Here is a 24,657-nt window from a genome sequence, read left to right on the forward strand (position 1 = left end):
GTATTCTCCTTTACTTATCCATCCCGAAGAAATGCTTTCCCGCCTCGATGTCCCTGTCAATACATGCCTTCATCTCTTCAATACTGTCAAACTTTTGTTCCGGCCTGCACATGGAAAGCAGTTCAATGGTCACTTCTTTTCCATAAGCGCTTCCTGCATAGCCGAATAAAAAACTCTCTATCAACAACCGATTCTCACTGGTCACCGTAGGCTTCACCCCTACATTAGCGATTCCGTGATATCTGTCTTTGTCTACAGTCACATCGCAGAGATACACGCCGTTGGGCGGCGCGATCTTCGCTTTGGGCCAGGCCACGTTAAAAGTGGGAAATCCAAGCGTCCTTCCCAGTTTCTTTCCATGCTCCACGATTCCCGTCAGGCCATAAGGATAGCCTAACAGCCGGGAAGCCAGCTTCATGTCCCCCGACCTTAACACTTCTTTTACATAGGTACTGCTGATAATGCGGTCTTCATACCGTTCTTTCTCCACTACCACCAGATCATATCCGCACTCTTTTTCATAGGCTGCAAGCATGTGAATATCTCCTTGCTTGTCATGCCCAAAGCAGAAATCTGTTCCTACTACCACATAATCCGCGTGAAAAAGTCCTTTGATGATATCCTTAATAAATTCTTCTGCCGGAATCTGGCTGAACTCCCTGGTAAAAGGACATTCGATCAGATAATCCACCTGACCCTCCAGATGCATCTGCTGCTCTTTGCCATTCATCAGTAATTGCGGATTCAGGCCCTTTTCTTCCCACAGCGGCCGCATGTCGAACGCGCATACAATGCTGTTGATCTTATTCTTTTCTCCAAATTCCCGTACCTTTTTCACCAGTTTCTGGTGGCCCTTGTGCAGGCCGTCAAACTTTCCAAACGTAACTGCTGATTTCCCGCTGTCATTATAGTTAGACAGTCCTCTAATATATTGCATACTTGTCCCTCTTAACCGTTAGATATATTCGTTAAAAAACATCTTTACGATGTGATATTCTTTTCTCTCTTCCTTCCAGGCATAGATTGCGATAAACTGTCCGGCCTCGTTATACAGCCTTACCTCTTCCCCGTCTTCTATCCCTTCCCCGCCAGTCACCGCCTTTATGGGCAGGGAGTTTCCATTTCTGGCCAGGGATATCCACGGCTCCTTTACCACAATCTTCCGATATCCGCCAAACATGGCATCTACCGGCACCAGGACTTCCCCTAGCGTTCCCTCCTGCATCCTCTTATTGATGTCCGCAAGCGTCAGACTGTCTGACAAGAGAAAACTGCTGACTTTTGTACGGAACAGTTCCTCCATACAGCCGCCGCAGCCTAACTTTTCGCCGATATCATGGCATAGTGTACGGATATAAGTCCCTTTGGAACAGGAGACTTCCATCCATACCCTGGGAAGATCCATCTTAAGCACACGGATCTGGTAAATATCCACCGGGCGTGCCTTTCGCTCCACCACCTTGCCTTCTCTTGCAAGTTCATATAATCTCTTCCCGCCTACTTTCAGCGCCGAATACATCGGCGGAACCTGGTCGTATCCGCCCACGAAGCTTTGTATCGCCTCCCGAACCTCCTTTTCGCCAAGGCCTGCCGTATCGGACGTGCCAAGAACCTCGCCCCCTGCATCCTGCGTATCGGTAGATACGCCCAGCAGAAGAACGGCTTCATAGGTCTTGTCCTTATCCGTCAGCATATCGCACAATTTTGTGGCTTTTCCCAGACATACCGGCAGGACGCCGGTAGCATCCGGGTCCAGCGTACCCGTATGCCCAATTTTCTTCTGCCCTGTGATTCCTCTGAGTTTCGCCACAACGTCATGGGATGTATACCCTTTTCCCTTATACACATTTAACACGCCGTGTATCATATAGTTCTCCCATCCTATTTATCTAATGTAGTTTCAATCTGAAGTTCAATCTGCCTTGCCAGATTGCAAAGCACATCGTGGGGCGTTCCTGTCATCGTAAGGCCTGCCGCCTTCTTGTGCCCGCCGCCGCCAAAGTACTGTGCTACTTTGCTTACATCCACGTCATACTTGGAGCGCAGGCTGACTTTATATAAGTTGGTCTCCAACTCGTACATAAAGATCGCCACTTCCACGCCTTTCGTAACACGCAGCTGGCTTACCACACCGTCCAGATCCTTGGGGTCTACGCCATAGAAGTCCATAGTGTTCTTTGTGATATAGGATGCAATGCATCTGCCTTCCATGAACAGGATGCTTTCCAGCAATGCCCTGCCAAGAATCTGGTTCTGGGCATAGGTCTTCTCATAATACGTATCCTGAATGATACGCGGCGCGTCCACGCCCTTTTCCAGCAGTTTTGCCGCTGTCAAAAACGTAGAAGGGCCCGCGCAGGAATACTGGAATACTCCCGTATCATGCACGATTCCAAGATACAAAGCCTCTGCCACCCCAAGCGTAATCTTCTCTTCATCCAGCAGATTATAGATCAGTTCCGATGTGGAACTGGCATCCGGCACGATATAATTATAGTCGGTAAATTCCGTATTGCTGATATGATGGTCGATACAGCAGGTGCGTACTGCCTGATCAAGCAGTAAAGCCGAGAATCCAAGCCGATCCTTGTCGCCGCAGTCCAGGCAGATGAACAAATCATATTTTGTATTTTCCGGCACCTCATGCTTAATGTCTTTTGTGGCCTCTATGCACCGATAGGCCTCCGGTATCTCCTCCAGATAGACGTCTACACGCCTGTCTTTATAATTCTCCTTAATGTACTGATAAAGCCCCATGCAGGAGCCTACGCAGTCCCCATCCGGACGCACGTGGCCGCCAATCGCAATACGAAAAGCCTCACCAAGAATATTATTCAGCATCTGCATCACCCTCTGATTTTAATCCCTTTGTCACTTCATCGATCTTCTTGGACATATTTACTCCATATTCAATCGACTGGTCCAGCACGAACCGGATCTCCGGCGTATTGCGCAGATTCAGCGTGCGTGCCAGTTCCCGGCGGATATATCCCTCCGCGCTCTGCAGCCCTTTGATGGTCTCTTCCTGCTCATGCGCATCGCCCAGCACGCTGATATAAGCCTTGCAGGTCTTCAGATCCGGAGCCACTTCTGCCGTGACCACGGAAGTCCAGGGCGCTACGCGGGGATCTTTGATTCCGCCTCTTATGATATTGCTCAGTTCCCGCTGCACTTCTGTGCTGACTCTTGTATTCTTTATACTTCTTTTTCTCATTTTACTCCCTCTTTTCCGCAGGGAGACGGCCAGAGCCACGAATTATCTGGGAATCTCGACCATCTTGAATGCTTCGACGATGTCGCCTTCTTTTACATCATTAAAGTTGGCGAATACAAATCCGCATTCATATCCTGCTCTAACCTCTTTTACATCATCTTTAAAGCGCTTCAGGGATGCCAGAGGGCCTTCGAATATGACGATTCCATCCCTTGTAATGCGGACAGAGCAGTCTCTTTCGAACGTGCCATCCAGGACATAGGATCCGGCTATGGTTCCCACTCCGGAAGCCTTGAATATCTGGCGGACTTCCGCATGGCCCAGAACCTTTTCTTCAAAGACTGGATCCAGCATTCCCTTCATCGCTGCTTCTACATCTTCAATCGCGTTATAGATTACGCGGTACAGGCGAAGGTCTACTCCCTCGCGGTCTGCAGTCTCTTTTGCCGTAGCGTCCGGGCGGACATTGAATCCGATAATGATGGCGTTGGATGCGGAAGCCAGGCTTACATCCGACTCATTGATCGCGCCCACGCCGCCATGGATGATCTTAACTACGACTTCATCGTTGGACAGTTTCAGAAGGCTCTGCTTGATTGCCTCTACGGAGCCTTGAACATCTGCTTTTACAACGATGCCAAGTTCTTTCAGATTGCCTTCCTGAATCTGGGTAAACAGATCATCCAGGGACAATTTGGATTTGGTATCTTCCAGCAGTCTTACCTTGCTCTGAGAAATAAATGTCTCCGCAAAGCTTCTTGCTTCTTTATCATTTGCACATCCTACGAATACTTCTCCTGCATTTGGGACGTCATTGAGGCCAAGGATTTCCACGGGCATAGATGGGCCGGCTTCCTTAACGCGCCTTCCCTTGTCATCCATCATGGCCCTTACCTTGCCGTGGGCGGAGCCTGCCGCGATGGAATCGCCGACTCTTAAGGTTCCTTTTTGTACCAGAACTGTGGCCACAGAGCCTCTTCCTTTATCCAGTTCGGCTTCCAGGACAAGTCCCCTTGCGCGGCGGTTCGGATTGGCTTTCAATTCCATAACCTCTGCAGTAAGGACGATCATTTCCATCAGATCTTCCAGGCCTTCTCCGGTCTTGGCAGATACCGGAACAAAGATGGTACTGCCGCCCCAGTCCTCCGGAATCAGCTCGTACTCGGTCAATTCCTGTTTTACACGGTCGATGTTCGCGCTTGGCTTATCAATCTTATTGACGGCAACCACGATCTCTACGCCAGCAGCCTTTGCATGGTTGATCGCCTCTACCGTCTGCGGCATCACGCCATCGTCCGCAGCAACTACAAGAATCGCGATATCCGTGGAACTTGCGCCACGCATACGCATAGCCGTGAACGCCTCATGTCCCGGCGTATCCAGGAATGTGATCTTTTCTCCGTTTACTTCTACGACATATGCTCCAATGTGCTGCGTAATTCCGCCGGCTTCCCTGTCGATCACATTGGTATGGCGAATGGCATCCAGAAGGGAAGTCTTGCCGTGGTCAACGTGGCCCATGACGCAGACTACCGGAGGACGCTTCTTCATCTTCTTCTCATCCTCTTCTTCTTCCTTCAATAGTTCTTCAATTACATCTATGACTTCTTCCTTTTCGCAGAGGACATCGAACTCCAGCGCGATCTCTTCCGCGGTCTCATAATCAATCTCCTGGTTCACCGTAACGATTTTGCCCTGTAAGAACAATTTCTTTACAATCACGGAAGGAACGATCTTCATCTTATCTGCCAATTCCTGAATCGTAAGTACTTCCGGAATGATGATCGACTTAATCTGCTCTTCCACTTTCTGCACTCTTTGCTGCGGCTTCTGAAGCGGCTGCTTTGGCTCGTTCTTTTTTTTGCCCTTTCCAAGCCCGTCTTCTTCCCCGCGGCGGTACTCCTTCTTCTTATGATCGTCTTTGCCCTTTACCTTGCTGCGCTGCGGCTTCTGTGCCGGTGCTTCAGGCGCTGGAATGGCATCATTGCTTCTCCTGTCGTTATTGCGCCTGTCCGGCCTTTCGCCTGGCTTGCGGCTCTGATTTCTGTCGCCTTGCAGACGATCCTGGCGATTTCCCTGTGGACGGCCTCCCTGCTGCGGACGGCTTCCCTGCGGGCGATCCTGGCGATTTCCCTGTGGACGACCTCCCTGCGGACGATTTCCGGAATTTCCTCTGGTATCCTGACGGCGGTCATCGCTTCTTTCCTGACGTCTTGGCGCCTGGCTTCTGTCTGATGCCGGTCTTTCTGCCTGCCTCTCCTGCGTCTGGGCTCTTTCCTGGCTTGCGGCTGCCGGACGTTTTGCCTGCTCAAAGGACTTATCTGCCGGTCTCTCCTGTGGCCTTGCCTGCTGGGTAGTCTCCTGGGCTGGCGCTGCCGGACGGGCCTGCTGTTTTGCAGGGCGTCCATTATTGACCTGCATCGGCCTTCCCTGCTGTGGTGCCTGACGGTTGTGCTGCGGGCGTCCCTGTCCTTGCGGCCTTCTGCCCTGCTTTGCGCCATTCTGGGTATTCTGGGGCCGGAACACGTGAACAATGTTCTTCTTTTTCGGCGCCTCGGCCTCCGGCTTCGGAGCCGCATCCTTATTACTTTTCGCCAATGCCTTTCTTGCCATATCGGCATCCGCATCCTCCAGGGAACTCATGTGGTTCTTTACTTCTATATTCTTTCCACCAAGGAATTCGATGACTTCCTTGCTTGGAACATCCAACTCCTTTGCTAATTCATATACTTTGATTTTTGACATACTAACTACCTCCTCTATGCAATTGTGTTCTCTTCTGTATCCATATGCTTCCTGATTCCTTTTGCAAATCCCTCATCCAATATCGCAAGGGACGCCCGGAACTGTTTTCCCATTGCATGCCCCAAGGTATCTTTATCTTTATAAAAATAGATTGGCACGTGATAAAAGTCACACATGTTTTTGAATTTTTTCTTCGTGTTATCAGACGCATCATCGGCAACGATCACCAAAGCTGCCCTGCCGGATTTTACTTCCTTTTCCGTACTGAACTCCCCGCTTACCGTCCTTCCTGCCTTTGTGGCCAGACCAATGAGCGACAGTATCTTATTCTGATTCAAGTATATCCATCTCCTTTTCCAGCGCATCATATACTTCTTCCGGAATGGACTGCTTGAATGAACGTTCCAGGCCTTTGCTCTTCCTGGCTTTTTCCAGGCATTCTTTGGCCGGACAGATGTATGCTCCGCGCCCATTCTTCCTTCCGGTGGAATCCAGAAGAAATTCGCCCTCGGCAGTCCTGATAACACGAATCATCTCTTTTTTACTCTTCATTTCCTGACAGCCCACGCACTTGCGCATGGGCACCTTTTTATTTCCGCTCAAACAATCACCTATTCCTCTGTATCATCTACTTCTTCAAATTCTATCTCATCTTCCGGATACGCGTCTTCCTCATATCCTTCCTCGTAATCTTCTTCATAAGGCTCTTCGTACATCTCTTCTTCATATACGCCTTCGCTTAATTCCATATAGTTCTCCGGAAGTTCGCCTGACTCGATGGCCTGTGTCTCGCTCTTGATGTCGATCTTATATCCTGTAAGCCTTGCAGCAAGCCTTGCGTTCTGCCCCTCCTTGCCGATTGCCAGCGATAACTGGTAATCCGGGACGATAACACTGGCCGCCTTCTCATCCGGATCGGCCATTACAGAAATGACCTTTGCCGGGCTTAACGCATTCTCAATCAAGATAGCCGGATTGTCGCTCCAGTTAATAATGTCGATCTTCTCGCCTCGCAGTTCATTGACGATGGCATTGACTCTGGCCCCGTTCATGCCGACGCATGCGCCTACCGGATCTACGTCCGGATCGTTGGACCATACGGCAATCTTCGTCCTGCTTCCTGCCTCTCGCGCAATGCTCTTAATCTCCACGATTCCTTCCTTAACCTCGATCACCTCGGATTCAAACAGACGCTTTACCAATTCCGGATGCGTGCGTGAAACCAGAATCTTTGGCCCCTTGGTCGTGTTCTTTACTTCCACTACGTATAATTTGATACGTTCGGTAGGCTTGAATACCTCGCCCTTCACCTGCTCGTTTTCTGTCAGCATCGCGTCCGCCTTGCCAAGATTGATGCTGATATTCTTGCCAACATAACGCTGAACAATACCTGTGACGATATCTTTCTCTTTCTCGAAATACTGGTCATACACGACTTTCCTCTCTTCCTCGCGGATCTTCTGCAGGATCAGGTTCTTGGCATTCTGCGTGGCAATACGGCCAAATGACTTGGACTCGATGGGGATCTGCACAATATCGCCAAGTTCATACTGGCTGTCGATCTCTTTTGCATCTTCCAGGCTGATCTGCTCTAACTTATCCTCCACATCTTCCACTACCGTCTTCTCAGCAAAGAGTTGATAGTCACAGGTGGTTCTGTCCATGATTAATTTGATATTATCAGCCTTGCCAAAATGATTCTTGCAGGCATTCAGCAGAGAATTCTCGATAGCATCCAGCAAAGTCTCTTTGCTGATATCCTTTTCCTCTTCCAAAATATTCAACGCTTCTAATAATTCTGTGTTCATTACTATTCTCCTCCTAATTTAAAAATCAAACGCCAGACGAATAAGCGCGATATCACTTTTTTCAAATGTTTTCAGTGTCCCATCCTCCATCTCGATGGTAACAGTCGCATCATCGTAATCCTTAAGCAGTCCGGTAAATTCCTTCTGCTTTTCTATCATACGGTATGTCCTCACATCTACTTCTTCTCCCAGACTTCTCTTAAAATCCTTTTCTTTCTTAAGAGGCCTTCCAAGGCCCGGGGAACTGACTTCCAGGATATATGCTTCCTCAATGTAGTCTTTCTCGTCCAAGATGTCTGACAGCCTGCGGCTTACCACCTCGCAGTCATCTACGTTGATCCCGCCCGGCTTATCAATGTAGGCCCGAAGATACCAGGTACCGCCTTCTTTTACATACTCTACATCCACCAATTCGAATCCGTGCTCCTCTACAATTGGCATCAGAATGGCTTCTGTCTTCTGTTCGTAAATTTCTCTTTTTGACAAATAAATTTCCTCCTTATCAACAAAGAAGAGTGAACTTTGCGTTCACTCTTCTGCCGATTTCTTTATGTAACTGTTGTTTAGTATAACACCATATCCTGGCAAAAGCAAGGGATTTTCATATATTTCTCTTATTCTCTTATTTCCTGCCATTCTTGAACGCGATCATCATCTCATTGGTGAGGCTTAAGTCATCCTCCTTCACTGGAATCTCCTCCCGCTCAAACCACTGGGCAAGCGCAAGTTCCTCTTGGTCAAGCGTAATCTTATCCTCTCCGTCCAGCTGGCAGAAGAATCCCATGAGCAGCGTGTCGGAAAAAGACCATGGCTGGCTCTTATAGTAGGTAATATTCTTGACCTGAAGGCCGACCTCTTCCATGACTTCTCTCTTTACCGTCTCCTCTATGGTCTCCCCGATCTCGTTGAATCCTGCCAGAAGGGCGTATTTCTTATATTCCCGCCCGGCATACTTGGACATCAGGATTCTGTTGCCATCGGTCACGGCGATGATGACCGCCGGCGATATCTTAGGATATTCCATCAGATGGCACTCGGGGCAGAACATCATCCGCTCTTTGGCGTCCTTTACCATAGGGCTTCCACATCTTCCACAGTATCTCCTGCTAGTATACCATCTGTGCAGCTGCCACCCGGTGACTCCTGCAAAGTTCAGGTACTTTGGCCCTCCCTCCCGCAGCGTCTGGGTATCCAGCATTTCGTATCCTTTGATCTTCCTGAAATCAATATCCTGATCCTCTTCTGAGATGCCCAGCGGATTTCCCAGATAGAATCTCATGCCGTCAATGGCAAAGAGATAGGTATAGTCTTCGTATAGTTTCTGTTTGCCCATATAGGCTTCCATTTCGTCAAATGTAGGGAAATGGATCTGCCGCCCTTCCATTGCGGCCAGGATAGTCCTGCCTCTGTAGGCGAGGAAGATGCTGTCTTTATCCGGCTTCAGCGGCTGGTATTCATTCCGGTATTCATGTGGTTCAATATCCTGTATCATAACTAGTGGTCTCCTTATGTTTTTTATCTGGCCTTTGTGCCGTTCCCGTCTCTTTTTGCCACTTTCAGACGGTTAAGCGTCACTTCTTTTTCGCCAAAGATGACCTTGGCCTCCGTACCTTCCTCAAACAGGTACGCATGTTCCAATTCATCATTCTTCCTCAGTTTGATCCCTCTGACGCCGATGGCTCCCTTCTTCTTCCCGGACACTTCTTGTGCCGGGAAGCGGAGGAAATAGCCCTCTTTGGTCTGCAGGACGACCTGCTGGTTGTCGGTGACCACCTGCACGCTGATCAGCTCGTCCTCCGGCTGAAGCTTAGTGGCCGCGATGGTGCGCTTAGCCACCTGGAATTCATTTCCTTCTACTTTTTTAATCATCCCCTGCTTCGTCGCAAAAAGCAGCCTTGCGTAGCGCATCTGTTCCGCGTCGCAGATATAGACGATGTTTTCCTGGGTGCTGTCGTAATTGCTTACATTATCGATGGGAAGCCCCTTGTCCCTGAACTTTCCATAAGGCAGATCCAGCACCTTGACTTGATGCATCTTCCCAGTATTTGTAAAGATGCACAGTTTCCCTGTGTTCATGCAGGAAAGCACATGCTTGTTCTCCGCATCCGCGGCTTCTTTGTTCCGCTCGTAGATATTCGTATCTACCGTCTTGGCATAGCCAAATCGGTCCATCAGGAATACGACTTCCTGCTCCTCGATCTTATTTTCCTCATAAACCGCCTCTTCGGCATTCTCAACGGCTGTGCGCCTCTTTCTGGCGAATTCTTTTTTAATCTTGTCCAGATCCGCCATGATGACTTCCGCCATAGAATCATAGTTGTTCAGGATATCTTCATACCTGGCGATGTTCTTAAGCGTCTCTTCATGCTCTTTCATTAGGGCTTCCAATTCCAGGCCGATCAATTTATATAAGCGCATCTCCAGGATCGCCGTGGCCTGTCTCTCTGTAAAGCGCAGCATGGCTGCCATCTTCTTTGATATGCTGGACTTGAACTTGATATTCTCCGTCACCCCGTTGGTCAGGCAGGCTTTGGCATCTTTTACGGACTGGCTTCCCCTTAAGATCTCGATGATCAGGTCAATCACATCGCAGGCCTTGATCAGCCCTTCCTGGATCTCTTTTCTGTCCTGCTCCTTTTTCAGAAGATTCTGGTATTTCCTGGTAGCCAGCTCGAACTGGAAGTCCACGTGGTGCTCGATAATCTTCTTAAGCCCCATCGTCTCCGGCCGCCCGTTTGCAACCGCCAGCATATTAACGCCAAAGGTGTCTTCCAGGCGGGTCTTCTTATAGAGCATGTTGGTCAGATTCTCTACATCCGCGCCCCGCTTCAGTTCGATGACGATGCGGATGCCCTCTTTGGATGACTGGTTGGATATGTCCACGATGTCGCTGGTCTTCTTGCTCTCCACCAGAGCGCAGACGTCGTTGAGGAACTTGCCGATGCCCGCGCCGATCATGGTATATGGGATCTCTGTGATGACCAGGCGGTTCTTGCCGCCTTTCATCTCCTCGACCTCTACTTTGCCGCGGATCTTGATCTTTCCGCTGCCTGCTTCGTAGATATTCAGCAATTCGTCCTTGTTGACCACGATTCCCCCTGTGGGGAAGTCTGGTCCCTTGATATATTTCATCAGCTGCTTCGTGCTGATATCGTCATTCTTCATATAGGCTTTGACCGCCTCGATCACCTCTCCCAAATTGTGGGTGGGGATGCTGGTCGCCATTCCGACTGCAATCCCTTCCGCTCCATTGACCAGAAGATTGGGAATCCTCACTGGAAGCACCTCCGGCTCCTTCTCCGTCTCGTCAAAGTTGGGCATAAAGTCCACAATGTCCTTGTCCAGATCGGCAAGATATGCGTCCTGGGTGATCTTGGCCAGGCGCGCCTCTGTATAACGCATGGCTGCAGCGCCGTCCCCTTCTATGGACCCGAAGTTTCCGTGCCCGTCCACAAGGATCATTCCTTTTTTGAATTCCTGGGCCATGACAACCAGGGATTCATAGATGGAACTGTCTCCGTGGGGGTGGTATTTACCCATGGTATCCCCCACGATACGGGCGCATTTTCTATAGGGCCTGTCATACCGGATACCCAGTTCGTACATGTCATAGAGTGTGCGCCTCTGGACCGGCTTAAGCCCGTCCCGCACATCCGGAAGGGCCCTGGCCACGATGACGCTCATGGCATAGTCGATGTATGACTTCTTCATCACATCAGAGTATTCGGTTCTTATGATTTGTGAATCCTGCATCTTTCCCTCTCCTTACCTCGCTATATATCCAGTTCTGCTTCCGTAGCATTTTCATAGATAAATGTCCTTCTTGGGGGAACCTCGCTCCCCATCAGCATCTCTGTTACGCCGGATGCCATCCTGGCGTCCTCGATTTCCACCAGTTTGAGCATCCTGGTCTCCGGATTCAAAGTGGTCTCCCAGAGCTGCTGCGCGTCCATCTCTCCAAGTCCCTTATATCTCTGGAGGGTGAATGGGCCATCGTGGGTCTTACGGTATCGCTCCAGTGCCTTGTCGTCATAGAGATACTCTTCCTCTCCCTTCTTCGGCATAGCCTTATACAGAGGAGGCATGGCTATATACACATGTCCTTCATAGATCAGTTCCGGCATAAATCGATAGAACAAAGTCAAAAGCAGCGTAGAGATATGCGCGCCGTCCACATCCGCATCGGCCATGATGATGATCTTGTCATAGCGCAACTTCGTAATATCGAAATCATTGCCATATCCTTCGGAAAAGCCGCAGCCAAAGGCATTGATCATCGTTTTGATCTCCGCGTTAGCCAGAACCTTGTCTATGCTGGCCTTTTCTACATTTAAGATTTTTCCCCGGATCGGCAGGATTGCCTGGTACATCCTGTCTCTGGCCGTCTTAGCAGAGCCTCCGGCCGAGTCTCCCTCCACGATGAATATCTCGCACTTCCCGGCATCCTTGCTCTCGCAATTTGCCAGTTTCCCGTTACTGTCAAAAGAATACTTTTGCTTTGTTAGAAGATTAGTCTTGGCCCTCTCTTCCGTCTTGCGGATCTTCGCCGCCTTCTCCGCGCAGCTGATCACCTTCTTCAGATTATCCAGATTCCGGTCAAAATAGCGGATGATCTCATCATTGGTCACCTTGCTGCACGCTTTTGCCGCGTCAGGGTTGTCCAATTTCGTCTTCGTCTGTCCTTCAAATCTGGGGTCTGGATGTTTGATGGAGATGATCGCCGTCATACCGTTTCGGATGTCCGCGCCTGTGAAGTTCGCATCCTTCTCCTTCAAGATCCCCAGTTCCCTGGAATACTGGTTAATGACTGTGGTAAAGGTAGTCTTGAACCCGGTCAGATGGGTTCCGCCTTCCGCGTTATAGATATTGTTACAGAATCCCAGGACATTTTCATGGAATTCATTGACATACTGGAACGCCACTTCCACTTCGATGCCATCGGACTCGCCTTTGAAATATACGGGTTCGTGGACGGCTTCCTTCTTGGAATTGAGGTCTTCTATGAATCCTAAGATTCCCTCCGGCTCATGATATACGATATGCTCCGTCTCGCTGCCCCGCCTGTCCTCGAATATAATCGTAAGGTCCGGATTCAGATATGCGGTCTCATGCATGCGGCTTTTGACTTCTTCGGCCCGGAACCTGGTCTTCTCAAATATGGTATCATCCGGAAGAAAGTTTACCTTCGTCCCTGTCTTACGGGTCTTGCCTATGGTGGGGAGCAGTCCGTCCTCCAGTTCGATCACCGGCTTTCCCCTCTCATACCTGTCATGATGGATATAGCCGTCACGACTGACCTCCACATCCATATACGTTGACAGCGCGTTGACTACGGAAGATCCGACACCGTGAAGCCCTCCGCTGGTCTTATAAGCCGAATCATCGAATTTACCTCCGGCATGAAGCGTCGTATATACCACGCGCTCTGCGGAAACTCCGGTTGCGTGAAGATCTACCGGAACGCCGCGCCCGTTATCCGAGATGGTGGCCGATCCATCCTTTTCAAGTGTCACCCTGATCTCGCTGCAGTAGCCTGCGAGATGCTCGTCCACCGCATTGTCCACCATCTCGTAGATCAGATGGTTCAATCCTTTGGTGGAAACGCTTCCTATATACATTCCCGGCCTTTTCCGTACCGCTTCCAGTCCTTCCAGTATGGAAATACTGTCTGCATCGTATGTATTTTTCTTAGCCATTCTCATATATCCTTTCCACTGTATATTCCTACATATTCTAGAACGTGGAAAAGTGCCCCATTGGGCACACTTTTCCATATTGCCAATATATTAGCACGAAATATTGTATTAATCAAACAATTTTTATTTTGTAAGTACATGATCTAGTGTATCTGCCAGCACTTCCATGGCATTGCGCATTTCCTCCACCGTATTCGTCTGGGCTCCAGCCTCTATCAGCAGAGTCTTCGGCTTTAAATGCATGTTATAGCGGTAGGCTCTCAGATAGATATGCCGGGTAAATCCCGGATACTTATTGGCTGCCGCAATCTGCATCTGCAAAGAGAATGCCAGGTTATCCTCTATGTATGGATTGGCCAGATAACTTATATTGCCATTGGCCTTGGTACGGCTAAGCCCATTAAAGAACATGATCTGCGCCGTAGGCCTGCCGTTGATCTCCGTCACCAGATGAGTCCCTTCTGCCACGCCGTCCCGGTGAAGGTCGATGACCACCTCGATGCTGGGATTCTCGGCAAGAATATTCTGGATCTGCGGCTCCGCCAGCTGGTATGCCATGCTTCGGTCAAGTTTTCCGTCCACCAGGTCATACACTCCTTCGTGGTGCAAGGTCTCGATCCCGTATGTATTATTTAACAGGTCTGAGAGATAGGCGCCCATCCCCATGATGGTGGTGCTGGCGTCGCCCTCTGTCGAATCCGCAAACGCCTCCTGGGAATGCGTATGGTAGATCAGCACCTTCGGACCTCCTGAAGCCTGGTCGATCTTCAGGTTTTTTCCCATTAGATTCTCTGCATTGAGCAGATCCCCGTCTGCCATCGTATTTCCATCTATCGTATAGAAGTTTCCTACCAGGTATTCAAAATTTTTCAGATTTTCCATGGAGGTATCAATTGGCGTTCCGGATGTCTGTGCGACTTCCTCTTCCTTGTCATCGCCTCCCACCAGCTGCCCGTTTTCATCCACCGCATTTTCATCATTGGCCTGTTGGGCCAGAATCATCGCGTACGTCTCCTCATCTTCCACATCCGCATGGACGGATGCCTTGCCCTCCACATAGGTTCCAAGAGGCACCAGTTTCATAGCGCTTTCTGTCACCCATTCTGAAAAGGATGCCTCTTTGCCGCCTTCCAGATAGGCGAACCCGGTCAGATACGTTTCTTCTGACTTCTCCATCAGGAAACGGTTGATTCCATCCTGCACCTTCTTTACCGGATGCAGGGATACCTGCATAAACGCATACAGAACCAGGATTCCTGCGATGGCCGCTATCATGATACGGCTGATCCGCTGTTTTTGTCCCACATTATCCACTCCGCTTTAAGAAAACGCTGCCCACTGCATAAAGCGGGCAGCACATCATATATTTTGTGTCTTAATACTATATGACGCTATTTTCCTTAATATGTGCATGTCCTTTGGAAAACAGCAGATTCAATGCCTCGGATATGGTGAAGCTGATGCGCTTTACCGTCTCGTCGATGTCCTTTGGCGTTACGAACAGGCCGTTTAGGTGCGGTGATATCAGTTCTTTGACCAGTTCATACTTTTCCGCCGCATTATAGCCCTGCATGACCACGCCCACCCCTCTTAAGGTCTCTGAACTTTCCAGTGCGGCTATCAGATTCTCCATGGTATCGTTGACGATCGTAGCTGCATCTACGACCGTGGGAACGCCGATTGCAATGACCGGGACGCCTACCGTTTCTTTAGTGATGGCATTGCGGTGATTGCCTACGCCTGATCCAGGATTGATGCCGGTATCCGCAATCTGGATGGTACGGTTTAGTCTTCTGGAACTTCTGGCCGCAAGCGCGTCAATGGCAATGATGATGTCCGGCTTCGTCTCTTTGACGATGCCCTTGATGATCTCTACCGTCTCCATGCCTGTCTGCCCCATGACTCCGGGGACGATAGCGCTGATTAAGTTGACTGCATCTTCTCCCATGGCATATCTGCCATATTCTCTGATGATGTGCCGGGTAATATTAAGATTATCCACCACGTACGGCCCAAGAGCGTCCGGGGTCACTTTCCGGTTGCCAAGCCCCACCACAAGCACGGAATATTCTTCCTTGTCGCTTTTTATGAACCGCTCCAGGAATTTTGCCAGCTCGTTTGATATCTCCTGGTGATAGTCTTCATCCGGCACCGCCATGTTCGGCGCCTCCATGGTGATGTACGTGCCGACCGGCTTTCCCATCGTCTTAGCGCCATTCTCTGTCTCGATCTTTACAGTGGTCACCTTGATCTCCCTCTCCTCGTCGTAATCTTCTTCCAGCACGACGCCTTGTACTTCTACATTGTCCGACTCGAATCTCTCTTTCTGCTCGAGAGCCAGGTCTGTTCTGATGCTATACTTCTCAATCATCCCTTACATCCTCACTTTAGTCATAATTTATTTGCTAGTTTTTGCAATATTTTGAGAAATATGTATTGACAGAATTCTTTCTGTGTCCTAAAATAAATTAGTGTGTTTCGTTAGATCGTCCGTGTCCGGCTCTAACGAACTGGAATCGAGAAAATCGAAATATAGGATATTGGAGGTGGACAAATTGGCTAATATCAAATCTGCAAAGAAAAGAATTTTAGTAAACGAAACAAAAGCTGCTAGAAACAAAGCAATCAAATCTAAGGTAAAAACTTGCGTAAAGAAAGTTGAAACAGCTATCGCAAACAAAGATGCTGAAGCTGCTAAAGCAGCATTAAAAGTTGCTATCGTTGAAATCAACAAAGCAGGAAGCAAGGGTGTTTATCACAAAAACACATGCTCTAGAAAGATTTCCCGTTTAACAAAAGCCGTTAACGGAATTGCTTAATAGATAGAGAGTTGCATGCAAAAAACAGCCATACCGTCAATGGCTGTTTTTTTTATGCGACAGGAAATCGCGTTTCCTAATATCTGCTACAGCTTGGAATATCCAAAACTGTTGACGATCGCCTCTACTCTCTGGCCTGCCTTGCACATCGGGCAGTCGCTGGGTTCATAGGCCCTGTAATCCGGAATGTCCTTGCTGGTGAATATGGTCTTAATCTCCATGCCTGCCACCTTAGTAACGGCGCTGAAGATGGCGCTGACTCCGCACACAGTTCCTCCATAGTATAGGATGGACTCTATGGCTTTACTAATCGTCTTGCCTGTAGTGACGGAAGCGGCAAGAATCAATACCTGCTGATTTTCGATCATGCGCTGCTTGTTATCCCGGAACATGATCTGTCCCAGAGTGTTGTACTCCGGCGTTATGACGGAGATATTATTGTCGGCGCTGAGTGACAGCCTGCTGGTGTCTGCCAGTTCCTCTGCCAGAAATGTTCCGATCACTTCCGTCTCATCCAGACACACGATCGTGTTCACATAAGTATTGTTCAGATACTCATTGGCCAGCACTCTGGCTGCCTCCCTGGAATTGTGATGCCTGGTCTTGACCGTAGACATATCGATATAAGTATTCAGATGCGAATTGCTTGTAGCGAAATGCCCTTTCATTACCTTGATGCGCGCTTTCGGGTTCTTATTAGAGCGTAGGTCTTCGAACCCTTCCATTGTCTTGTCCATTGCTCTTTCCTCCCTGTAAAATATGATAGTTTATTGACATAAAATGCATGCGGTGCCTATAGTTCGGAATATCCGTAACTATTGACGATGGCATCCACCTTTACTCCTGCTTTGCACAGCGGGCAGGCATGGCTTGGGTATACCTGGTAATCCGGGATATCCGCCGTAGTAAAGGCCGCATGGATATCCAGTCCTGCAACTTTTGATGCTGCGCTGAATATCGAGCATACGCCGTTCACATTCCCGCCGTAATAAAGGATGGTATCAATTGCCTGAAGCATCGTCTTTCCGGTATTTAACGAGCCCGCCAGAATCAGCACGTTCTGTCCACCAACCATGCGCTTGGTATTGTCCCGGAACATCATCTGTCCCAGCTGGTTTGATTCGGGTGCTACAATAGAGATATTCTTCCCCCGGTTTACCGACACGGACCCCGGCGCGGCAAGCAGTTCCGCCATAAAGGCTCCCACCACTTCCATGCCGTCCAGGCATACGATGGTATCCACTTCCGCCGATGACAGATATGGCTCCGTCAGCATCCTGGCCGCTTCCCTGGCATGATCGCACCTGGATTTGATGGTGGAGATATCAATGTAGGTATTCACATGGGAATGGCTCCTCGCGAAATGCCCTTGCATGATCTTGATGCGCACCTTTGGATTCCTGACTGACCGAAGATCACGTAAATTCACGTCCATAGTTCACTCTCCTTTCTCTTCTATTGTCATCCGTTCCTTATCTGTTACCTTCATTTTAGCATACTGATATCAGAAATACAGCAATATTTCTTCATTTTTCAGAATCTTCTATATCCTGGCCTGCACTCATTACAAAAGCCCCATACTCCATTGGAGTACGGGGCCAGTTCTTATATGTACCTTCTATGCTTCCTAGTTGTTGATCAGCTTCTCGGAGTCGCTCCAGCTGTAAAGGCTTCTGACTTCCTTGCCAACTTTTTCTGACGGATGCTCTGTAGCCAACTTTCTCATAGCTCTGAAGTGCGCCTGTCCGCCTGCCTGTGACATATCCAATAAGAACTCTTTTGCGAATGAGCCATCCTGGATGTCTGCAAGTATCTTCTTCATTGCCTTCTTTGTCTCATCTGTGATAATCTTTGGTCCTGTGATATAATCGCCATATTCCGCCGTATTGGAGACAGAGTATCTCATTCCTTCAAATCCGGACTCATAGATCAGGTCAACGATCAGCTTCATCTCGTGAACGCACTCGAAGTAAGCATTTCTCGGGTCATATCCTGCTTCTACCAATGTATCGAAGCCTGCCTGCATCAATGCGCAAACGCCGCCGCAAAGTACTGCCTGTTCGCCGAAAAGGTCTGTCTCTGTCTCTGTCCTGAATGTAGTCTCAAGAACGCCGGCTCTTGCTCCGCCGATTCCAAGCGCATATGCAAGCGCCTTATCAAGCGCTTTTCCTGTATAATCCTGCTCTACCGCAACAAGGCAAGGAGTTCCTTTTCCAGCCTGGTATTCGCTTCTTACCGTGTGTCCCGGAGCCTTTGGAGCGATCATTGTAACATCCACATTTGCCGGCGGAACGATCTGTCCGAAGTGGATTGCGAAGCCATGCGCGAACATCAGCATATTGCCTTCTTCCAGGTTTGGCTCGATGTCTTTTTTGTACATTACCGCCTGCTTTTCATCGTTGATCAGGATCATGATGATGTCTGCCTGCTTTGCCGCCTCGGCTGCGGTGTACACCTTCAGTCCCTGCGCCTCTGCCTTAGCCCAGGACTTGCTTCCTTCGTAAAGGCCGATGATAACGTTGCATCCGGATTCCTTTAAGTTGAGCGCATGCGCATGTCCCTGGCTTCCGTAGCCGATAATTGCGATTGTCTTACCTTCCAGTAATGATAAGTTACAATCTTCCTGATAATAAATTCTTGCTGCCATATTAGCATTCCTCCTATTTTTGATTAAATTGAATTTGTATTGTTAAATAAGGGCGGACAAATCATCTGCTCCCATTTAAAATGCGCCTCTAGTCAATGTATGTAACATCCTTGATTCCCCGGGAAAGCCCGGTAATTCCCGTCCTGGCAAGTTCCAGGATCTCATAGCCGTCCAGAAGATTTAAAAAAGCGTCCAGCTTAGACTGGATGCCGGTAAGCTCTACCATCAAAGACTCCTTCTCCACATCTACGATCTTAGCCCGGAATATGTCCGCGATAGAGATGATCTCTGATCTCTGGGCCGCATTGGCACGGATCTTGACCATGATCAGTTCCCTGTAGACAGACTCGCTTGGCTTAAGCACCTTGATCTTGATGATATCTTCCAGTTTCCTTACCTGTTTTTCAATCTGGGACAAGATCAACTCATCTCCGCTTGCAACAATGGTAATCCTTGTAAATCTCGGATCTGCCGTCACGCCCGCCGTGATACTGTCAATACTGTATCCGCGCCTGCTGAACAGTCCTGCGATACGGCTTAAGACGCCGGGATTATTGTCGACGATTAATGAATAAACTCTTTGCATATTGCACCTCTTTCCCATTTGCGTTTTCAAAAACAGAGTGCGTTCTGTTTTTTAATCATAACAACATCTTTTGGATTTGTCAATAGGATGGCGGAGATTTTAACGAAATTCCAATATTCCTTCCACATCCTCCGTGATATAGTCCGCGCCAGCTGCCTCCAATTCTTCGCGGCTTCCGAATCCATACAGCACTCCCAGGCAGTGGATATCATTTTCCTTTGCCCCAGCCACATCATGCTCCCGGTCGCCGATCATCAGCACCTTGGATCGCTCGGATGTCCGGCAGTTTGAAAGCGCATAACGGATCACCTCCGCCTTCGTACCCCGGCCGCCATCAAGCTCCATGCCTGCCACGTAGTCAAAATAAGGCGACAGCCCGAAGTGTTCTATGATCTGCCTCGCAAAGGGCTCCGGCTTTGACGTGGCCACCACCAGCGTCTTTCCATCTTCCTTCAGTTTGCTTGCCACCGCCTCGAATCCATCGTATACCCGGTTTTCAAAAATTCCTCTGTCTTTATAATACTCCCGGTAGTAGCCGATCGCCTCTAAGGTCTGTTCCTCGGAGAATCCATAGAATCTTGGGAAGGAATCCGTAAGCGGCGGACCGATAAACTTGTACAATTTGCGCCTGTCCGTCTCCACGATCCCGTATTTTTTTAATGCATACATTACGGAATTCGTGATTCCCAGGGAAGAATCTGTGATCGTCCCATCTAAATCAAAGAAAAATGTGTCATATCTTTTTTCCATCTTAACTCCTTCCTTTTGCCTGACATGTAATCTGACCTTGATTATAGTATGTTCCAGCCGCTTCTGCAAGCGGCAATTCTGCGTCCGGCTGCCGCAAAAATAGCGGGAGCCTCCGTTTGCCGGAAGGTTCCCGCTATCCCATCTTCTTACTGCGGCTCTACTTTCATCTGCGCCGTCTCTAATTCTCCCTGGATCGTAACGCCATACGTCTTGCCTTCATAAGTATATTCCGTCGTATATACGCCGTCTTCCAGCAATTCTTCCGTAATGTCGATCTCCTGGCCGCCAATCGCCAGTCCCAATGACTTGCTGTCTTCGTGGTACACCAGTTTTGGATTCCGTTCATCCTGATCAATGGTAATGTACGTCCCGTCTTCCGCCCGAAGCACCATATGATCTGGCGTTGACGCCTCTTCATCCAGCGTAAGATTCCGAAACCACAAGCTTACCTTGTCCTTCACTTCCTCTACGATCTTGCCGTCCGTAGCCGCAACCGACACGATGGATACGGATAGCGTCAGTGCCAGCACGGCTGCCAGCGTGACGAATGCCTTCTTCTTGCGCCATGGCCTTTTCCCCGGCTCTGCCATATTCACGACCTCCTGTTCTGCCTGGAAGGAGGGTTTCAGGGCGCTGCACACTCTCCTGTATTCTTCTTCTGGAAATCTATCTTCCATATATTCCTGCCTCCTCCAACGATATTTTTAAATGCTTCCTTGCCCGCATCAGCCGCGTCTGTATGGTGGAAGGATTCTTCTTTAGCAGGATGGCGATCTCCGCCGCCTGGTATCCCTCATAATAATACAGGTAGACCGGCACTCTGTATTTCCTTGGCAGAGCCATGACTGCCTGAAGAATCTCCTGATCCCTCCTTGCTTCCTCTGAATCAAAGCCCCAGGCCGCGCTTTCTTCGGGAAGGTATTCCCGGCATTCCTCATGCTTCTTCCAGGGGGAGACGTACATTCGCCTGCATTCATTCACCGTCACCCGTATCAGCCAGTTCTTCAAATGCTCCGGGCTTTCAAATGCCACCGCTGAGCGGTACAGTTTGAGAAACACGATCTGCATAATGTCTTCTGCATCGTGCCGGTTCCGACAGTCATGCAATGCAATACGGTATACCATATCCTTATTCGTTTCAACAGCCACAATATATTTTCCTTCTTCCAACAGCCACACCCCGCAAGCAGTTTCTTCTTTTTTGAAAAGCCTTTCACCTATCATACCTTGCAGAAGGAGAAAATATCTCATTTTTTAAATATTATTTTACGTCATATTCCGTATCGTTGATCATAACCTTGTCGATTTTGTCAATGTCCAGCGCTTTTCTGAATTTGACCATATATTCTATCTTCATCTTTCCGTCCCTTCCCTCGCTATAACTTCCACTGGCGCCCCCGTATGGATGTGTCCTGTCCGTCCCGGCCTCCTCATATCCCATGTTGCCTTTCATGATTTTGACGCTGGTTCCATCCTCAAGCACTGCCGTAACGGTGGGGTAATAATACTCCCATCCTCCCATGCTGCCGGAACTGTCATCCGCCTTTCTCGACTCCCCGGAGACCCTGACGCTCATCCTGCGGATCTCCACCCTGTCGAAGCCTATATGATCAGGGAATTGGTTCTTGTATGGAACGACCGCGATGGCCTTATCCTTTTTCTTATGCAGTTTAAAAGATATCTTCAGAATCTCGTCGCCATGCTCATCGAGCCAGTCCTGGCCTGGCATGGAGGGCATTCCATCCGCATACAGGATCGTACAGTTGCTGCCCGCGCTGTTCCACTCGAACATGAAGTATTTCTTCTCATCGTCCGGGTATTGGTCATATTCATATGCACCTCCTCCTGAGCCAGTGCCTTTCTTCGAATCTCCGGTAATCCGGATGACGGGGAATGTCTCGCTCTCCTTAAGCGCCTTCTGGCTGTCTGCATTCAAGGCCTCCACTGAGACGAGAATATACTTGATATCTCCATCTGCCAGCACGTCCTCCACCCGCAGACAGTAATCCTTATTCCTGGCCTCATGGTACTGCTCCTGCATCAGATCCTTTTCTATCTGTCCGTCGCCGCTGCCAAAATACGTTTTAAATGAAAATCCTAATCCCCCAGCTATGCTGGGGAGAATGGAGTAAGCAGAAGCGTGTATGATATCAATAAAAAACCTCCTATGATACAATGAGAATGGTATCGCAAGCCAAACTCAAACATAGGAGGTGGTCCTTATGGACAATAAGAGTTTATCACACACAAGATGGAAATGCCAGTACCATGTAGTTTTTATACCTAAGTATCGCAAGAAAGTGTTATATGGGAAATTGAAAGTTGATGTACGAGAAATACTTAGCATCTTATGCCGCTATAAAAATGTGGAAATAGTAGCAGGAGCAGTATGCGATGATCATGTACATTTAAGTGTAGCGATTCCACCTAAAATCAGTATATCAGATTTCATGGGATATTTGAAAGGAAAAAGTACATTAATGCTATATGATAGGCATCCCGAATTACAAAGTAAGTGGGATAAGGCATTTTGGGCAAGAGGGTATTACGTAGAAACAATTGGTAATATTACAGACGAAGCAGTACAGAAGTATATTAAAGAGCAAGCAGAGGATTCAAGAAAAGAAGATTCAAGAGGTGCCGCTTTATAGCGGACCAGTAAAAGTGCTTGCGATACCGCCCTTCGGGGCGAGCAGTAACAATAGCCCTTTGGAGGGCTAAGGCTAAACCACCACTTGAAGTGGTGGTTGTAACTTAGGTCCGGGTGCTTGATCGCCGCGTACCCTGCCGTTCCCGCAAACAGGCAGAGAAGCCCGATCACCAGGACTGCGGCCCATTTGGGAATATAGATTCCTTTCTTCCTCCCATGACCATTTCCTTTCTGAACTTCTATCTCATCCAGCAGTTCTACAGGAATATCGTCAAACAGGTCTGTAATCTTCTCTTTCATTGACATATCCCCCTTTCCCTCAGATGGATCTTAAGCTTCTTCCTTGCGCGCATCAGTTTGGTGATTTCTCTTTCATCTCTCTTCAGCATGTCCAATGCATCCTTCAAGATCTTCACCCGTTCCTCCTTCTCCAGGCCCAGACAGAAATCCGTCACTTCCACCTGATCCGTCTCCTGGATAAGAAGCGTCTGCGTCTTATGCTCCCGGAGCTTATTTTTTGCCTTGTTCCTGGCAATGGCGGCCAGGTATGCTCTAAGGCTGCCTTTATCAAGATCGATCCGTTCTGCATTTATCCACAGGCTATAGAATGTATCATTGACCACTTCCTGCAGATCTTCCCTTGCCATCGCGCTGCCGATAATGCGGAAAACGATGGCTGATATGTACGCCTCATAGACAGAAACCGCTTCTTCAAGCGCAATTTCATTCCGTCCCTTTAACTGTTCCAGTAATCGTTGCTCGTACATTCTATCACCTGCCTTCTCTTTATTATAGTATACACAACATCCGGCCTGGCGGTTGCATAGATAGAAAAAAATCGAAAACTATAGCGCGGTACCTTTTGATACCACGCCGTTTCATTGCCAAGTTTTTCTGTTCTTACGCTATATCTTTAATCTCTCTCTTCGTATCATGCTATACGCAACTGCCGCCAGCCCCGCATATGCCATCATGGCTATGACCGATGCCTCTATTCCGAAATCCCCTCCAGTGAGCAGGGGATTCTTTACCTCCAACACATAACTGAAGATGGACGATGCGTCCGCCTCCGGGCCGATACTCAAGATCCGGCTGACCATAAACAGGTTCCAGATGCCGTGTACCAGCGCGCCGCTCCAGATGCTGCCGCTTTCATAAGCGATCAGTGCAAACAGGATTCCGACTGCCGTACCGGCCAGAAGCAACTGCACGGCTGACACGAGGCTTAAACTTGCTCCCAGCATATGGACTGCCCCGAATAAGACCGACGAGGCCAGGACCGCTGCCTTTCGGTTCCATCTGCTCTCCAGGCTTTTGAGGATGGCCCCTCTGAATACGGCCTCCTCCACAACCGCCGCTGCGATCCCATAATAGGCCGCGCCGCTTAAGATCAAGACAACGTCCGCCTGCCTAGCTGTAACCGCTTCAAAGTGTCCGGGCAGCAGCAGGCAGATGCCGCATACAGCCAGCGGAAGCAGAACTGCCGCCACGCCCCATACCGGCCGGATCCTGACTGGCGAAAGCCCCAGGGAGGAAGGACGCATCTTAAGTCCCTTCCTCCCAAGCACGCGGATTCCCCACAAAGCAAGGGCTGCATAGAGCAGGGCTGCCAGGATATTTCCCGCCGGAACCGGCAGCCCTGCAGCACAGGCTGCACTTGCGATCAGCAGAGAGACAGTCTGCGCTGCGACCAGAATCAGGATGGATATCAGGATGCAAACCCAGATATTTTTCTTATGCAT

The 24,657-nt window shown here is 49.1% G+C and carries 26 protein-coding genes; 2 read left to right on the forward strand and 24 right to left on the reverse strand.

Features of this window, described 5'->3' with window-relative positions; translation table 11 throughout:
• Positions 1 to 10: 10 nt before the first annotated feature.
• The 14 genes from ribF to gpr all read right to left on the reverse strand — a co-directional run bounded on the left by ribF (position 11) and on the right by gpr (position 15,834).
• Positions 11 to 937, reverse strand: a complete 927-nt coding sequence (gene ribF, locus HDCHBGLK_RS15730; RefSeq protein WP_004605962.1) for a riboflavin biosynthesis protein RibF — start codon at positions 935 to 937, stop codon at positions 11 to 13.
• An 18-nt stretch (positions 938 to 955) separates the two neighbouring features.
• Positions 956 to 1,867 carry a tRNA pseudouridine(55) synthase TruB gene (truB, locus tag HDCHBGLK_RS15735; protein WP_004605961.1) on the reverse strand — a complete coding sequence of 304 codons (912 nt, stop codon included), beginning with the start codon at positions 1,865 to 1,867 and terminating at the stop codon, positions 956 to 958.
• Between the two features lie 14 nt (positions 1,868 to 1,881).
• Complete coding sequence (locus tag HDCHBGLK_RS15740) at positions 1,882 to 2,841, reverse strand: DHH family phosphoesterase (protein WP_009248478.1); 960 nt, start codon at positions 2,839 to 2,841, stop codon at positions 1,882 to 1,884.
• Positions 2,831 to 3,214, reverse strand: coding sequence for a 30S ribosome-binding factor RbfA (gene rbfA, locus HDCHBGLK_RS15745; protein WP_004605959.1), 384 nt, complete (start codon positions 3,212 to 3,214; stop codon positions 2,831 to 2,833). Before rbfA ends, HDCHBGLK_RS15740 begins: the two co-directional genes overlap by 11 nt.
• Before the next feature lie 42 nt (positions 3,215 to 3,256).
• Entirely contained in the window at positions 3,257 to 5,959 is a 2,703-nt protein-coding gene (gene infB / locus HDCHBGLK_RS15750) for a translation initiation factor IF-2 (protein ID WP_004605958.1), read from the reverse strand.
• A gap of 14 nt (positions 5,960 to 5,973) precedes the next feature.
• Positions 5,974 to 6,297, reverse strand: coding sequence for a L7Ae/L30e/S12e/Gadd45 family ribosomal protein (locus HDCHBGLK_RS15755; RefSeq protein ID WP_004605957.1), 324 nt, complete (start codon positions 6,295 to 6,297; stop codon positions 5,974 to 5,976).
• Positions 6,284 to 6,538: an RNase P modulator RnpM gene (gene rnpM, locus HDCHBGLK_RS15760; RefSeq protein ID WP_004605956.1), complete on the reverse strand. Its 255-nt coding sequence runs from the start codon at positions 6,536 to 6,538 to the stop codon at positions 6,284 to 6,286. The genes HDCHBGLK_RS15755 and rnpM overlap by 14 nt, the downstream gene beginning before the upstream one ends.
• 32 nt (positions 6,539 to 6,570) lie before the next feature.
• Positions 6,571 to 7,767, reverse strand: coding sequence for a transcription termination factor NusA (gene nusA, locus HDCHBGLK_RS15765; RefSeq protein ID WP_004605955.1), 1,197 nt, complete (start codon positions 7,765 to 7,767; stop codon positions 6,571 to 6,573).
• 18 nt (positions 7,768 to 7,785) lie between these two features.
• Positions 7,786 to 8,253, reverse strand: a complete 468-nt coding sequence (locus tag HDCHBGLK_RS15770) for a ribosome maturation factor RimP (protein WP_004605954.1) — start codon at positions 8,251 to 8,253, stop codon at positions 7,786 to 7,788.
• Between the two features lie 136 nt (positions 8,254 to 8,389).
• Positions 8,390 to 9,259, reverse strand: a complete 870-nt coding sequence (gene nudC, locus HDCHBGLK_RS15775) for an NAD(+) diphosphatase (RefSeq protein WP_004605953.1) — start codon at positions 9,257 to 9,259, stop codon at positions 8,390 to 8,392.
• A 23-nt stretch (positions 9,260 to 9,282) separates the two neighbouring features.
• Entirely contained in the window at positions 9,283 to 11,520 is a 2,238-nt protein-coding gene (locus tag HDCHBGLK_RS15780; protein WP_004605952.1) for a DNA gyrase/topoisomerase IV subunit A, read from the reverse strand.
• 20 nt (positions 11,521 to 11,540) lie between these two features.
• On the reverse strand, positions 11,541 to 13,463 hold the full coding sequence (locus HDCHBGLK_RS15785; RefSeq protein WP_009248473.1) for a DNA gyrase/topoisomerase IV subunit B: 1,923 nt from the start codon (positions 13,461 to 13,463) through the stop codon (positions 11,541 to 11,543).
• 123 nt (positions 13,464 to 13,586) lie between these two features.
• A complete protein-coding gene (locus tag HDCHBGLK_RS15790) occupies positions 13,587 to 14,768 on the reverse strand; it encodes a stage II sporulation protein P (protein ID WP_009248472.1) in 1,182 nt (393 codons plus the stop codon).
• Between the two features lie 76 nt (positions 14,769 to 14,844).
• Positions 14,845 to 15,834 (reverse strand): GPR endopeptidase, encoded by a 990-nt coding sequence (gpr, locus tag HDCHBGLK_RS15795; protein WP_004605949.1) that lies wholly within the window; start codon positions 15,832 to 15,834, stop codon positions 14,845 to 14,847.
• A gap of 184 nt (positions 15,835 to 16,018) precedes the next feature.
• On the opposite strand from gpr, the gene rpsT reads away from it, so the two are divergent.
• The gene (rpsT, locus tag HDCHBGLK_RS15800; protein WP_009248471.1) at positions 16,019 to 16,282 is read left to right on the forward strand and encodes a 30S ribosomal protein S20; all 264 of its coding nucleotides are present in this window, start codon (positions 16,019 to 16,021) and stop codon (positions 16,280 to 16,282) included.
• Between the two features lie 86 nt (positions 16,283 to 16,368).
• On the opposite strand, the gene HDCHBGLK_RS15805 is transcribed toward rpsT, so the two are convergent.
• The 8 genes from HDCHBGLK_RS15805 to HDCHBGLK_RS15840 form a co-directional block, all read right to left on the reverse strand.
• Positions 16,369 to 17,019 (reverse strand): phosphoribosyltransferase, encoded by a 651-nt coding sequence (locus tag HDCHBGLK_RS15805; RefSeq protein ID WP_004605947.1) that lies wholly within the window; start codon positions 17,017 to 17,019, stop codon positions 16,369 to 16,371.
• A 56-nt stretch (positions 17,020 to 17,075) separates the two neighbouring features.
• Positions 17,076 to 17,717, reverse strand: a complete 642-nt coding sequence (locus HDCHBGLK_RS15810; RefSeq protein WP_004605946.1) for a phosphoribosyltransferase — start codon at positions 17,715 to 17,717, stop codon at positions 17,076 to 17,078.
• A gap of 192 nt (positions 17,718 to 17,909) precedes the next feature.
• Entirely contained in the window at positions 17,910 to 18,929 is a 1,020-nt protein-coding gene (gene ilvC, locus HDCHBGLK_RS15815) for a ketol-acid reductoisomerase (RefSeq protein ID WP_004605945.1), read from the reverse strand.
• A gap of 88 nt (positions 18,930 to 19,017) precedes the next feature.
• A complete protein-coding gene (gene ilvN / locus HDCHBGLK_RS15820) occupies positions 19,018 to 19,515 on the reverse strand; it encodes an acetolactate synthase small subunit (RefSeq protein ID WP_039909481.1) in 498 nt (165 codons plus the stop codon).
• Positions 19,516 to 19,614: 99 nt separating this feature from the next.
• Complete coding sequence (locus tag HDCHBGLK_RS15825; protein ID WP_009248468.1) at positions 19,615 to 20,265, reverse strand: HAD family hydrolase; 651 nt, start codon at positions 20,263 to 20,265, stop codon at positions 19,615 to 19,617.
• Positions 20,266 to 20,411: 146 nt separating this feature from the next.
• The gene (locus HDCHBGLK_RS15830; protein WP_004605942.1) at positions 20,412 to 20,942 is read right to left on the reverse strand and encodes a hypothetical protein; all 531 of its coding nucleotides are present in this window, start codon (positions 20,940 to 20,942) and stop codon (positions 20,412 to 20,414) included.
• The gene (locus HDCHBGLK_RS15835) at positions 20,932 to 21,414 is read right to left on the reverse strand and encodes an RNA polymerase sigma factor (RefSeq protein ID WP_230104398.1); all 483 of its coding nucleotides are present in this window, start codon (positions 21,412 to 21,414) and stop codon (positions 20,932 to 20,934) included. The genes HDCHBGLK_RS15830 and HDCHBGLK_RS15835 overlap by 11 nt, the downstream gene beginning before the upstream one ends.
• Positions 21,415 to 21,526: 112 nt before the next feature.
• Positions 21,527 to 22,441 carry a hypothetical protein gene (locus HDCHBGLK_RS15840; RefSeq protein ID WP_004605940.1) on the reverse strand — a complete coding sequence of 305 codons (915 nt, stop codon included), beginning with the start codon at positions 22,439 to 22,441 and terminating at the stop codon, positions 21,527 to 21,529.
• A gap of 46 nt (positions 22,442 to 22,487) precedes the next feature.
• Between HDCHBGLK_RS15840 and tnpA the strand changes: the two genes are divergently transcribed.
• Positions 22,488 to 22,916 (forward strand): IS200/IS605 family transposase, encoded by a 429-nt coding sequence (gene tnpA, locus HDCHBGLK_RS15845; RefSeq protein ID WP_004605464.1) that lies wholly within the window; start codon positions 22,488 to 22,490, stop codon positions 22,914 to 22,916.
• Between the two features lie 295 nt (positions 22,917 to 23,211).
• On the opposite strand, the gene HDCHBGLK_RS15855 is transcribed toward tnpA, so the two are convergent.
• Both HDCHBGLK_RS15855 and HDCHBGLK_RS15860 read right to left on the reverse strand, forming a co-directional pair.
• Entirely contained in the window at positions 23,212 to 23,682 is a 471-nt protein-coding gene (locus HDCHBGLK_RS15855) for an RNA polymerase sigma factor (protein WP_004606778.1), read from the reverse strand.
• 138 nt (positions 23,683 to 23,820) lie between these two features.
• Positions 23,821 to 24,657, reverse strand: a complete 837-nt coding sequence (locus tag HDCHBGLK_RS15860; protein WP_004606777.1) for a CPBP family intramembrane glutamic endopeptidase — start codon at positions 24,655 to 24,657, stop codon at positions 23,821 to 23,823.

Source organism: [Clostridium] scindens ATCC 35704, from assembly GCF_004295125.1.
Taxonomy (GTDB): domain Bacteria; phylum Bacillota; class Clostridia; order Lachnospirales; family Lachnospiraceae; genus Clostridium_AP; species Clostridium_AP scindens.

Excerpts from the sequence above, each read along its gene's own strand:
- ribF (WP_004605962.1), bottom strand. The coding sequence starts at position 937 with ATGCAATATATTAGAGGACTGTCTAACTATAATGACAGCGGGAAATCA.
- truB (WP_004605961.1), bottom strand. The coding sequence starts at position 1,867 with ATGATACACGGCGTGTTAAATGTGTATAAGGGAAAAGGGTATACATCC.
- HDCHBGLK_RS15740 (WP_009248478.1), bottom strand. The coding sequence starts at position 2,841 with ATGCTGAATAATATTCTTGGTGAGGCTTTTCGTATTGCGATTGGCGGC.
- rbfA (WP_004605959.1), bottom strand. The coding sequence starts at position 3,214 with ATGAGAAAAAGAAGTATAAAGAATACAAGAGTCAGCACAGAAGTGCAG.
- infB (WP_004605958.1), bottom strand. The coding sequence starts at position 5,959 with ATGTCAAAAATCAAAGTATATGAATTAGCAAAGGAGTTGGATGTTCCA.
- rnpM (WP_004605956.1), bottom strand. The coding sequence starts at position 6,538 with ATGCGCAAGTGCGTGGGCTGTCAGGAAATGAAGAGTAAAAAAGAGATG.
- nusA (WP_004605955.1), bottom strand. The coding sequence starts at position 7,767 with ATGAACACAGAATTATTAGAAGCGTTGAATATTTTGGAAGAGGAAAAG.
- nudC (WP_004605953.1), bottom strand. The coding sequence starts at position 9,259 with ATGATACAGGATATTGAACCACATGAATACCGGAATGAATACCAGCCG.
- HDCHBGLK_RS15780 (WP_004605952.1), bottom strand. The coding sequence starts at position 11,520 with ATGCAGGATTCACAAATCATAAGAACCGAATACTCTGATGTGATGAAG.
- HDCHBGLK_RS15785 (WP_009248473.1), bottom strand. The coding sequence starts at position 13,463 with ATGGCTAAGAAAAATACATACGATGCAGACAGTATTTCCATACTGGAA.
- gpr (WP_004605949.1), bottom strand. The coding sequence starts at position 15,834 with ATGATTGAGAAGTATAGCATCAGAACAGACCTGGCTCTCGAGCAGAAA.
- HDCHBGLK_RS15805 (WP_004605947.1), bottom strand. The coding sequence starts at position 17,019 with ATGGACAAGACAATGGAAGGGTTCGAAGACCTACGCTCTAATAAGAAC.
- HDCHBGLK_RS15810 (WP_004605946.1), bottom strand. The coding sequence starts at position 17,717 with ATGGACGTGAATTTACGTGATCTTCGGTCAGTCAGGAATCCAAAGGTG.
- ilvC (WP_004605945.1), bottom strand. The coding sequence starts at position 18,929 with ATGGCAGCAAGAATTTATTATCAGGAAGATTGTAACTTATCATTACTG.
- ilvN (WP_039909481.1), bottom strand. The coding sequence starts at position 19,515 with ATGCAAAGAGTTTATTCATTAATCGTCGACAATAATCCCGGCGTCTTA.
- HDCHBGLK_RS15825 (WP_009248468.1), bottom strand. The coding sequence starts at position 20,265 with ATGGAAAAAAGATATGACACATTTTTCTTTGATTTAGATGGGACGATC.
- HDCHBGLK_RS15830 (WP_004605942.1), bottom strand. The coding sequence starts at position 20,942 with ATGGAAGATAGATTTCCAGAAGAAGAATACAGGAGAGTGTGCAGCGCC.
- tnpA (WP_004605464.1), top strand. The coding sequence starts at position 22,488 with ATGGACAATAAGAGTTTATCACACACAAGATGGAAATGCCAGTACCAT.
- HDCHBGLK_RS15855 (WP_004606778.1), bottom strand. The coding sequence starts at position 23,682 with ATGTACGAGCAACGATTACTGGAACAGTTAAAGGGACGGAATGAAATT.
- HDCHBGLK_RS15860 (WP_004606777.1), bottom strand. The coding sequence starts at position 24,657 with ATGCATAAGAAAAATATCTGGGTTTGCATCCTGATATCCATCCTGATT.